The sequence below is a fragment of the Nostoc sp. 2RC genome, from assembly GCF_014222165.1.
GTDB lineage: Bacteria > Cyanobacteriota > Cyanobacteriia > Cyanobacteriales > Nostocaceae > Nostoc > Nostoc linckia.
Genome location: NZ_JACKZU010000260.1, coordinates 1 through 11,725, shown reverse-complemented (window position 1 = coordinate 11,725; position 11,725 = coordinate 1). Strand labels below are relative to the sequence as shown.

The window sequence follows — 11,725 nt, the reverse complement described above, 5'->3', positions numbered from 1 at the left end:
GGGGTATCTGTCGCAAACATTTTTTGAATCGGTATTACATCACAAACAATTAAGCAAATCGAATAAATCCGAAACAGAGAATATTTATCTTGGAGAATATGTCAGGACTAAACATATATCTTCTTTTATGGCGTCTACAGTGGAGCCTTTACCCCCTGTCTAGACAACTAAAAAAATATGAAACTGACATCAGTCCTAAGAAAAATTCTCAGAGGACATTAATTTATGGCTATCTACGGCACTTCTGGTAATGACAACCTCAACGGGACTGAATCTGCTGACATCTCCATTTTTGGCTATGCAGGCAACGATAGAATTTATGGCAGAGGCGGAAATGACATCATTGATGCTGGAGAAGGAGATGACTATGTTTATGGCGGCGAGGGCGGCGATACCATACTAGGCCGTGGAGGCAAAGATTACCTGTTCGGAGATAACGGCAATGATGTTATCTACGGTGAAGCAGGTGATGACTTTATATGGGGTGGAGCAGGTAATGATATTTTACTTGGTGGAACAGGGAATGATACTTACATTATCTCTGCAACGGGAGATACATCTGACACCATTACTGAATATAGCAACCAAGGCACTGACATAGTTTTATCTTATACTAATTACACTCTAGGGGCTAACCTAGAAAATTTGACATTGATGTATGCCAATACTGCTTTCTATGGTGGCGGCAACAACCTTAACAATAAGATTACAGGAAATGATTACTCAAACTACCTAAGTGGTTTCGGAGGAAACGATTACATCGAGGGTAAGGGCGGGAACGATTCTATCTATGGTGATGATGGGATTGACAATCTCATTGGTGGAGCCGGTAATGACTCACTTTATGGTGGGAATGATAATGATGTACTCTTCGGTGATGAAATCACTAATGGTAGCGGTACTCCTGCGGGTAATGACCACCTGAGTGGTGGAAATGGTAATGATTTGCTTTACGGGGGACGGGGAAATGACACACTCGTTGGTGGAGCAGGCAATGATTTTCTCAGTGGCTACGGTGGTAGTAGTGGTGAAATCGATAGGTATACTGGCGGTACTGGGGCAGATACATTCAGCCTTGGTTACAATGGTTCCTTTACCAACATCGACTATTTGGGCAGTGGATATGCCATCATCACAGACTTCAAGCGGTCAGATAGCGACAAAATTAGAATCGGCGGTAGTCTCAATAGCTACACTCTGCAAAAAACCTCAAATTTCAGTGGTGGCGCAGCCTTAGATACCCTCATCTATAGAAATGGCGATTTAATTGCTGTGGTACAAGATACTACAACCGTATCTACTGCTTTAGACTTTATTGCTTAATTATTGTTGGGTTTAGTTGTTTAGCCTATAAAATTTGGCTAAGACAGTTTTAAATCATACTTTAAAATAATGTAGAGACGTTGCATTGCAACGTCTCTAAAAAATTGGGGATATTGTCGCTATTAGTCCAGTTTTGTGCTGTAGGCACTAAAACCATAAGCCAAAGTTGTTTTTAAATTAGCTGGTGGTCTGAGACTTTGATTGATAGCTTTAGCAAACGGGATCTTAATTCCCTTAACAGTTTCCGGGAGAATTGCATATTCTTCGGTTGGTTCAACTATATACTCTGGGCATTTGGTTTTCATCCCTGCATTTGCCAACATTTCCTCTATTTCCGCAGTTGAATATTGCTTTAAATAAACTGGATTTCTCGCAAATGGATTCAACTTTCTGATAAAATTGTGGATGATATGAGATGGGCAAGACTTATTGTGAAATGAATGATTAAAAACAAAAATTCCACCAGATTTGAGTACACGAGATATATCTGCCAATAAATTTCTTAATTGTGCATCTGGTATATGCATAAATACACAATTAGAAATTACCAAATCTATAGAATTATCTGCTAAAGGTAATGTTTCAGCAGAATTACAAATTATATTAAACTCCGCTTCGGGGAAAAAATCGTACTCTTGTTTGACTTTAATTAAACGCCGCAATAAAGTTTCCGAAATATCAATACCATAATATTTTTTACATCTCAAATTTTTGGCTTTAGAAAGATGTAAAGGTGCGCGACCATAGCCGCAACCAATTTCCAGAACTGAATCAACAGATTTATTCAATGGGAATTTATTCCAAGTACCTCCAGGAGTACCAGTTAGCAGAGTGTAATCTTGTTTGATGGGTGATTCATCTGCCAGTGCTTCAATTTTTTGGGAGCCATAATATGTTTTACCAATTTTATCCCAGGTTTTTTTGTGTTGAGTACTGTTCAAATCTTTGTAGTCACTGGGAAAATAAATACCATCTCGTAATTCATAGTTATCCAAACTGAATTTTACATTTGCTAATTGAGTCATTAGGATTATTCCCCATAAATAATTAAATCTGTTTTCTGTTATACTCTCAACTCAGCATTAACCGCAAGGAGTTTTTACTCAATTGCTTCTCCTCATTAAATTTCCAATTTTGCGGAAACTTCGGAATTTAGGGCTGTAGCAAAATATCTGTTGCCACTCCCTACTCCTTATTCCCCAATCCTACGGAGAAGCTACGCTATCATAAATTCTTGGACTGGAAGAATCGGAGGCAATAATGGTAGAAGAGTCACAACAAAAACGGGTGGTAGTTGTTGGTGCAGGTTGGGCAGGTTTAGGAGCAACTTACCATTTGGCAAAACAAGGCTATGATGTGACACTTCTAGAAGCAGGTTCTTATCCCGGTGGACTGGTGGCAGGTTGGCAAACACCCAGAGGAAAATCTGTAGAAGCCGGTATTCATGGCTTTTGGTATCCTTACAAAAATATTTTTTCCCTCGTCAATGAATTAGGAATTAATCCTTTTACTACTTGGACTCGTTCTTCCCAATATTCCCCTGCGGGGTTAGAAGTTGAATCACCAATTTTTCAAGATTTACCACGACTCCCAGCACCTCTGGGAACTTTTCTCTACACTCAATTTAAACGGCTGCCACTAATTGACCGCCTGAGTGCTTTAGCTTTACTTTACGCTGTTGTTGATTTTGATAATTCTGATGCGGCTTGGCGGCGTTATGATTTTGTTACTGCTCGCGAATTGTTCAAAGACTTTAATGTTTCTTCTCGACTTTACCGCGACGCTTTTGAACCAATGTTATTAGTGGGTTTATTTGCCCCTGGCGAACAATGTTCAGCGGCGGCAACTTTGGGGATGCTTTACTATTTTATTTTGGCTCATCAACCTGATTTTGATGTGGTTTGGTGTCGGGGAACTGTGGGAGAAAAGATATTTCGTCCTTGGGTGGAACGTATTGAAAAAGCTGGGGCGCGAGTATTACCGAAAAAGCGAGTTACAGATTTAATTGTTGATAGTAATCAGCGAGCAAAAGCTGTGGTTTGCGGCGATGAAGTTTTTGATGCTGATGCTGTGATTTTTGCAGTTGGAATTACAGGTATAAAGAAAATTGTTTCCAGTAGTCCTAGTTTACAAAGTCGTGAAGAATTTCGGAATTTAAGCAATTTGGGAGCAATTGATGTTTTAGCAACGCGGTTATGGTTCGATCGCAAAATTGATATTCCTCGTCCTTCTAACGCTTGCTTCGGATTTGATGCAACCACAGGCTGGACATTTTTTGATTTAAATACCCTACATGACGAATATCGCCACGAACCAGGAACGGTAATCGAAGCCGATTTTTATCACGCCAATCAATTTCTGAATTTGAGCGATGAGGAGATTTTGCCAATAATTCAGCGTTATTTAGCAACTTGTATCCCAGAATTTCGCAAAGCAAAGCTCATCGATAGCAGCGTAATTCGCCTACCTCAAGCAGTGACTCACTTTGCCCCCGGTAGCTACCGTCACATGTTACCAGCCAAGACCAGTTTTGACAACGTGTTTATGAGTGGAGATTGGATTATTAACCGTCACGGTTCCTGGTCTCAAGAAAAAGCTTACGTTACTGGTTTAGAAGCAGCGAATTTAGTGGTGTCTTATTTGGGAGAAGGACAACCATCTGAGATTTTACCAGTGGAAGCAGATGAAGCACATATCCAAGTGGCGCGATCGCTCAACCAAACACTACGCGATTTTAGCAAATCCATTTTGCCTGAATTTTGGTTACCGTAGCTTTCAAAGATATACAAGGAACTGGGGAGATGGCTTCACCAAGGGAAAAGGAGGCATCTTTTTTTCTCTTTCCCCTTTGCCCTTTGCCCTTTGCCCTTTTCCTAATGCCCCATTCCGTGGTAATCCTGAATTATTAATTGTAATCTAAATTCGGTAAGCTAAAGAAAGTTATTGCGATAACATCCTTATAATGTAAATCAAATCACATAAGCTTATGGAGCCAGACTCTTTACAAACCGAGGTGATTCTCACGCATCCGCGTGAGTCCCTCGGTAGAGTGCAACTTGATTGGACACCCCAACCTGGAAATTATCTCGATTTTGAAGGTAAAACCTACGCGGTTCTAGAACGCCGTCATCGATATCAACTTAAAGCAGGACGCTACCGTCTGCATAATATTGCCATTTATGTCCAGTCTGCAAAACGACCATCTGAGAAAAGTTTGGTGGAAGGACGTTGGGTAATTGGCGATGCAACTTGTTGCTACAATGCTCACTCAGAAATCATTCGCTGTGCAGTCAACCCAGATGGCCCTTGCGAATCTTGCCGCTTTTATGAAAAGTTAGGAGTTAGAAGTTAAAAGTTAGGAGTGAGGAGTTAAAAGTTAGAAGTTAGAAGTTAAGAATTATTCTCCCTTATCTCCCACCCTGCGGGTTCGCGCTAGCGTCTCCCAAAGAGAAGCTAAAGCTACATCTCCCTCAACTCCCCATCTCAAACACTTCCCCCACTGTTAATCGACTACCATTAACAAAGTCCCATCCGGACTGGGGACGTTTACCAGCTAGCTGAACTTCTCGCAACAGCAATAAACCTTCCCCAGTCTGGACAATTGCCCCAATTCCTTTGGCAATACTGACTATAATTCCTGGTCTCTCTGATATATTTGACAAATCAGGCAACTTATGTAATGACTCTTGGAATTCTGGTGGAAGCTGGCCATTGCTCTTTGTCGCTAGGGGAACAGAGGCAGTGATTTTTAGCGGTTTGTCACGAAAGATAGCTGTGCAATTGGGATAAAAGCCTCGAATTTGATTGTGTAATTCAATAGCACTTTTTGACCAATCCAAAACATAATCTTGTTTTTGAATCAAAGGCGCATAAGTAGCTTCATGATTATTTTGAGGTATTGGTTGAATTTCTTTACTTTCTAACTTCAATAAAGTTTCCACCAACAAATCCCCACCAATTGCAGCTAGCCTTTGAGCTAAATCTTGAGCATTATCAAGTAATTCAATGGGTGTGGTAGCTATTTGTAGCATTGCACCGGTATCCATACCCGCATCCATTAACATGGTGGTGATCCCAGTTTCCGTTTCACCGTTATACAAACACCATTGAATCGGCGCTGCACCACGATATTTCGGTAAAATCGAACCATGCACATTAATACAACCCAACTTTGGCATATTGAGGATTTTTGAGGACAAAATCTGTCCATAGGCCACAACAACAAACACATCTGCATCTGATTGTTTGAGTTTATTCAATGTTTCAGTGTCTTTCTTTACCCGCTCAGGTTGCCATACTGGTAAATTATGAGCTGTGGCGATCGCTTTTACAGGTGAAGGAGTCAGTTTGTTTCCACGCTCTCGACGTTTATCTGGTTGGGTAACAACTGCCAACACCTCAAATTTACAATTATTTAATAATTTTTCTAAAGTTGGGACAGCAAATTGAGGAGTACCAAAAAATACGATTTTCATCACCTATTAATCGTTAATCACTAGTTAATGGTAAGTGCGCCCCTGATAACTGACAACTTTTAAGTTACATATTTCATAATTTTGTTGTTTGGTGGTAAGATATTATCGTATTTGTTGAAACTATAGACTGTTCGATTAACTTAAATACCTTAAGTTAGCAACAATAAAAGTTCATAATCAACTGCATCTCCCTCTAGTAACCCCCAAAGGTCTACGTACTTCAAAGTGTATCTAGAGAGTTAACTTGGTGTATATTGCTGTTGTGCTAATGATTGTGCTGAAATTCAGTACAACTCTATTTTATTAAGAAAGCACTGCGTTGCAAATATTTTTGTAATTTAAGTTGCAATTTCTAACTTAAAGTTGCTGGCGGCAGTATTTTCTGAGTATTATGTATTATGTGTCTGCTTTCCCAGCTTTCCACGTAACGCCTCACGTTTACCATTACCGGGGTCTGCACTGAATGTAGTGTGATAACTCTTGCTCGTTGATTGTTTCTAGCCATCGCTAGGATAAAGTTCAACAGTATAGTCTAAGCACTCTAACTTTACTCGATAAAGTTAGTCCTAAATTTAAGCTAAATAACCCCTAAAATATAGGCGCTTGTGGTGTGTTCAAGTGTGTTTACACTGCAACTTATAGATATGTAGTAACTACTGAGTTATCAGCATAGTTACTATACTCGCATATTTTCGGAAAAAAATATTCAGTAATGTAAAAAGAAAAGATGTGTATAATGAAACAAAAAAGTTGTAGATTTCCGCAAATAAAGAAATTATTTAGTAAAAGCTTTTAGTTTCTTGTTATACATATAGTTATCGCTTGCTCCATTGCTGCATAGGTATTGCTCCTCACATAAGCAACCGCCCCTCTAGAGAGTCTACAAATGCTTAAACCCCTTTTGCTGTCAGGATGGTTCCGCGCCCAACCATTTCTTAATTACGTTGTCGTTGTGATATTGATCGCACCCTTGTTAGGAGCATCCGGTCACTCGGCTCCAGTAAAATCCGAAGTAGTTAAACGAACTTCAATTACTGAAGAGTCGGAACCTGTGTCAAAGGAAATAGCTTTAGTTGGGGAACCTGAGATAGCTGAAACATTAACAGTAGATGGAGTCAACTTATCAGCAGAAGAAGTTGATTCTGTGCTAACACAAAGCAGCGCTATTCAGGCACCGCAAGTATTACCAGAGTATAAAGACTATAAAATTGAGTCTTTTGCACAACTAGATAGTTCTATTGCCAGCAGTGATTTAAATGTTCCCGATCCTCTAGCAGAAGTAGAACTTGCACCATTAACAGATGTTCCTGTTGGTCAAATTAAATTAGTACAAAAACTCAAAGCTGCCCATATCAAATCTTTGAAAGAAGAAAAAATTTCTTTGCCCAGAGAAAAACGTTTTACTGAATCATTGGCGGCGACTCAAATAGCACCAACTATTAAAGATCCACAACCAACCATAACAACAGAAATACCCAATAGTGAACCAGTTGATGAGTCCCAAGCAGAACAAATAGATCCCATCGGTAGTCCTCATCCTATTCCTTGGAAATGGATTACAACTACTCAAGAAGCTATTAGTTCTAACGGTGGTTCTGGAGTGCGTCATTACCGCAGCATTCCAGTAATTTCTCCAGATGGAAAATATGCTGTTTATAGCCGAGTGCAACTAGAAGTAAAACCCGAAATGTACAACAGCCGTGTCACCAGCGTTTTGTTTGTACAAGATAGGCAAACTAAGAAAATGTGGGTGATGGCTTCAACTACTCCTGTTAGCGATCCCCTATTAAAAACTAAAGCTCTCAAGGCAGTGTCAGCAGAAGAAACTGATACCACTGGTCAAATTGGGGTGTTAGTTCCTGTTAGTTGGTCAGAAAAAGGCGATCGCTTTTTGGCACGAAAATTTGAAGGCGTATTCAACACAGGTGATTCTACAGATAGCGCTGTGATTTGGGATCGACAAAAAAATCACGCTAATGTCGTAGCTCCTGCTAATGAAGAACATGACGCAGAGAAAATCGCAGTGTTGTTAGGTTGGAGTAAAAGCCAACCCGATCATGTCCTATTTCGTGCAGGCGAACTGGGTGAAGAAAACTGGCCTTTGGTGAAAGTTGCTAACGATGGCAAGACCGTCAGCACAACCGATGACGATCAGCCTATTACTTTCGGAAAACAGGTTACAGAAATTTGGGCAGGGCCACAAGTTGCTTATAGATAGTGAATAGTAAATCTGATAAAGGACTTCCAAGTACAAAAATATTCACGCATCATACTGTAGACTGTGAACCGTCAACGGTCAACAACCTAAAGCGGAACAATTTATTTTTTGGAGTTCCCTAAGCTCCCGTTGCCATCACAACTGACAACGGGGATTTTTTATAATTCTATAAAACCCTCCGTCGCAACTCTGGAAAAACCTTAGATACCTTATTCAAGACATAATCACCATAAGTTCCTTGAAAATCGTGAACGCTAGCGCCATCCCAGCGTTGTTTTTTATCGTCATTTATCAATAACCCGTCTAATTCAATCCGCTTCACCTCAGCATTAAAATTTGGATCGAAGAAGAACGGGAACGAAAGGCGATGGCGTCCTGACAAATTCTGAACCCGATGGGGTGTAGAACGATATAAACCTCCCGTCATCCGGTCTAGCATATCGCCAATATTGCACACAAAGGAATTAGGAATCAAAGACGCAGCAACCCAGCCCGATCTTGATTTCACCTGCAATCCCCCTGAATCATCCTGCTTGAGAATAGTTAAAATACCGTAGTCTGTATGTTCGCCAACTCCCCATTTATCTTGGGAATCTGAGGGTGATGAATCAGCAGGGTAGTTAAAAATACGGAATAATATTAGTGGGTCTGCTGTGTAACGGTCAGCAAAATAAGACTCTTCCAGTCCCAAACTTAGAGCAATGCCAGTCATGAGTGTGTGTCCTAGCTTGGTCATTGCCTCGATGTATTCAAGTACTGTCTCACGGAAAAATGGAATATTAGTCGGGAACAAGTTAGAACCATGCATGGGAGTATGATTTTGCACCAGTGGATGTTCTTCTCCCAGTTCTGCGCCAAAGTAAATACCTTCCTTTTGGTCGGGTTTACCAGATGTTAGTTCGTCTCCTACGGGAAAATATCCCCGCCATGCTTTACCACCCAAAGCCATACGGATTTTTAATTTAGTTTCTAAATCCTGGGCGAAAAATTGTCGGCTCAGTAGTTCTAAGCGTTGCTGTAAATTCTCGTCTACACCGTGTCCAACAATATAGAAAAACCCACACTCGCAACATGCTTGTTTAATTTGAGAAGCGACTGTGTGGCGTTCATCTGTTCCAGAAACCAAGGCACTAATATCAACGATGGGAATCTGCGAAAACCCTTTATCCACAACTGATAAGATTTTCATGTTGTTATCCTCCTCGTTGCGTGGAGTTTTAGGTTCGTATAAACGTTGACTGTTGACTGTTGACTGCTGAGTGTCAACCGTCAACAATCTTCTGTGGAATATTTTTTTACTTGGAAGTCCCTTACCTATTTTAAATGAGACTTGATTTTAGATCGACTTCTATGGTAGCTTTGCGTTCATCAATTAAATACTAATTATCTACCGATTTATAGTAGTTTTATTTTACGGTAATTTACATGAAATGGGAATCACCTCTTATGCCAAGAGACTGGTTTGAATGGCACGAACTCTACAATAGTGAGCCAAAATTGCAGCAGCGTCTAGAAATCGTGCGGGAATATATTGCTTATAGTTTGAATGCATCTGCTGATGGCCCTATTCATATAGTTAGTGTTTGCGCGGGTGATGGACGAGATTTGCTAGGAACTTTAAAAAATCACCCTCGCAAGCAGGATGTTTACGCACGACTTGTGGAAATAAATCCAAGTTTAGTTGAACGCGGACGAGCAACTCTAGAATCTTCGGGTTTAGACAAGCAAATTGAATTTATCAACGGTGATGCAACCATCGCTACCAACTATGTAGGAGCAGTCCCAGCAGATATTGTGCTTGTGTGTGGTGTCTTTGGCAATCTGCCTGAAGAAACTGAACTGAATCGCTTGTTGGATAACCTGAGTTTTCTCAGTAAAGAAGGTGCTTTTGTTATCTGGACTCGCGGACATTCTAATGGTATTGCCTACTCTGACAATGTACGAAGAACTCTCCGTGCCTTTGGATTTGAAGAAGTGAACTTCAAACTTACAGCTACAGGAGATATGGGTATAGGTATTAATCGCTACCTTGGTAAAAATTTGACAGTACCCAAAGAACAACAGTTATTTGTCTTTTCTGGCGTTGCTAATAAAGCGAGATAATATATGTCTATTCAAAATACGATATCGAGTTGGGAAGATTTGTTAGAAACTGCGAGGAAAAATACTTCTGCTCGTAGGGTCAAAAGACCGGGACAATCTCCTTCCACTGCACCAATTCCTAGCGGTTTAGATAAACTTTCCCCAAATACAGAACCACCAGTTCTCCTTTATCGAGATACTAATTCCTGGTGTCCTTTCTGCGAAAGAGTTTGGTTTGCTCTAGAAGAAAAGGAAATTCCCTTTACAACGGAATTCATCGATTTGAGTAATATACCCCAGTGGTACAGAGATTTAGTTCCCACATCCCTTGTCCCTGGTGCAAAAATTGAAGGCAAGTTAGTCTACGAATCTAAAGATATTCTCCTGGCTTTAGAAGAACGCTTTAGTAATCCTCCCCTACTTCCTGAAGATCCACAGGAAAATGCCATTGCCAGACAATGGGTTGAAGATGCTGAAACCAATGGATTTAGAGAGATTGCCTATAAATTTTTAAGACAAACCCCTACAGATGCTGATGAATTAGCAAATTTCCAGGCAGCATTTGAAGCTAAATTAGATGAGCTTGAGCAAGCTTTGGGTAAATATCCTGGCCCTTACTTTGTTTCAAGTTTTAGCTTGGTAGACATTATGTATAGCCCTCATTTAGATAGATTGGCGGCTAATTTGCCTGTATACCGTGGCTATCACATCAAAGGAAACCCCCGCTTCCCCAGAATTAATGGTTGGTTGGAGGCACTTAATCAGCGTCCTGCATACCACAGGGTGAAGTCTGATAACACCACAAATAATTTATTGCTGCGCCGTAGATGGGGTGCAACACCGGTGGGAAATCCATTGCCATTGGATGCAACAGCTAGCCAGGAAATTCGATATCGAGCAGAAGCAGCTGAGCGACTCAGTGATAACCGGGAAGTTGCAATCAAAGATATTTTGAAAAACTCTGGAGTGCAAGCTTTAGCGGCCAATGGTGATATTTCAGCGATCGCCGAAGCAGTTGATTTTCACCTGAGATTGCTGGCAGACTATCTAATTAATGGAAATAATCTGCCATTGCCTTGGGGTAGAATTGGTGGAAAAGAAACCGTCGATCCAATCCCAGCTGCTGTTGGTGCCATTACTCTAGCCTACGTGAGAAATCGCATCTGTGCGCCACGAGATATGAGTGCTGGCGCAGCGACAGCATTTCGCGCAGCAGCAGATAAAGTCTTGGCATCTATCTATTAATTTAAGAAAGCATATATTTTCGTGTTGGCTGTTGACCGTTGACGGTTGACAGTCAACCGTCAAGAGTCAACAACACAAACCTGAATAATTTATTTTTTGCAGTTCCCTTAGCTTAAAACAGCATTCAAATCTGGCTACTAACTCAAAAACCATGCCCACAAAGGACATGGTTTTTTATTATTCAAGGAAAGCTTTGAATATTAAAGTTCGTAGCAAAACCAACAAACACAGATTATATTATGTCCGCATAATTAGTTATGATTCCCACAGTATTGCACCCCAAAGAGCCAAAGCTACGCTTTGTCTCCCCTCAGAGCCTGCGGGGAGGGGATTAAGGGGTGGGGTTTTTCGGGTTTAATAAGTAATCAAGCGGACATGATAT

The 11,725-nt window shown here is 40.6% G+C and carries 9 protein-coding genes; 6 read left to right on the top strand and 3 right to left on the bottom strand.

The annotated features are described in order from the left end of the window. Positions 1 to 225 precede the first annotated feature (225 nt). On the top strand, positions 226 to 1,323 hold the full coding sequence (locus tag GNE10_RS24275; RefSeq protein WP_099070128.1) for a calcium-binding protein: 1,098 nt from the start codon (positions 226 to 228) through the stop codon (positions 1,321 to 1,323). A 122-nt stretch (positions 1,324 to 1,445) separates the two neighbouring features. Here the strand turns inward: GNE10_RS24275 and GNE10_RS24270 are convergent, their stop codons facing one another. Then, the gene (locus tag GNE10_RS24270; protein ID WP_185567360.1) at positions 1,446 to 2,348 is read right to left on the bottom strand and encodes a class I SAM-dependent methyltransferase; all 903 of its coding nucleotides are present in this window, start codon (positions 2,346 to 2,348) and stop codon (positions 1,446 to 1,448) included. A 235-nt stretch (positions 2,349 to 2,583) separates the two neighbouring features. On the opposite strand from GNE10_RS24270, the gene GNE10_RS24265 reads away from it, so the two are divergent. Both GNE10_RS24265 and GNE10_RS24260 read left to right on the top strand, forming a co-directional pair. Further along, positions 2,584 to 4,095, top strand: a complete 1,512-nt coding sequence (locus GNE10_RS24265) for an FAD-dependent oxidoreductase (protein ID WP_185567358.1) — start codon at positions 2,584 to 2,586, stop codon at positions 4,093 to 4,095. A 214-nt stretch (positions 4,096 to 4,309) separates the two neighbouring features. Beyond that, positions 4,310 to 4,675: a DUF6464 family protein gene (locus GNE10_RS24260; protein WP_073640141.1), complete on the top strand. Its 366-nt coding sequence runs from the start codon at positions 4,310 to 4,312 to the stop codon at positions 4,673 to 4,675. Positions 4,676 to 4,793: 118 nt separating this feature from the next. Here GNE10_RS24260 and fmt read toward each other — a convergent pair whose 3' ends face one another. Beyond that, positions 4,794 to 5,798 carry a methionyl-tRNA formyltransferase gene (fmt, locus tag GNE10_RS24255; RefSeq protein WP_185567356.1) on the bottom strand — a complete coding sequence of 335 codons (1,005 nt, stop codon included), beginning with the start codon at positions 5,796 to 5,798 and terminating at the stop codon, positions 4,794 to 4,796. Positions 5,799 to 6,684: 886 nt separating this feature from the next. Here fmt and GNE10_RS24250 point away from each other — a divergent pair. Then, a complete protein-coding gene (locus GNE10_RS24250; RefSeq protein ID WP_185567354.1) occupies positions 6,685 to 8,016 on the top strand; it encodes a hypothetical protein in 1,332 nt (443 codons plus the stop codon). A gap of 166 nt (positions 8,017 to 8,182) precedes the next feature. Here GNE10_RS24250 and GNE10_RS24245 read toward each other — a convergent pair whose 3' ends face one another. Continuing rightward, positions 8,183 to 9,205, bottom strand: a complete 1,023-nt coding sequence (locus GNE10_RS24245; protein WP_185567353.1) for an isopenicillin N synthase family oxygenase — start codon at positions 9,203 to 9,205, stop codon at positions 8,183 to 8,185. A gap of 257 nt (positions 9,206 to 9,462) precedes the next feature. Here GNE10_RS24245 and GNE10_RS24240 point away from each other — a divergent pair, with 257 nt between their 5' ends. Both GNE10_RS24240 and GNE10_RS24235 read left to right on the top strand, forming a co-directional pair. Beyond that, on the top strand, positions 9,463 to 10,119 hold the full coding sequence (locus GNE10_RS24240) for a class I SAM-dependent methyltransferase family protein (protein WP_185567351.1): 657 nt from the start codon (positions 9,463 to 9,465) through the stop codon (positions 10,117 to 10,119). A 3-nt stretch (positions 10,120 to 10,122) separates the two neighbouring features. Further along, positions 10,123 to 11,343 (top strand): glutathione S-transferase family protein, encoded by a 1,221-nt coding sequence (locus GNE10_RS24235; RefSeq protein WP_185567349.1) that lies wholly within the window; start codon positions 10,123 to 10,125, stop codon positions 11,341 to 11,343. Positions 11,344 to 11,725: the final 382 nt, after the last annotated feature.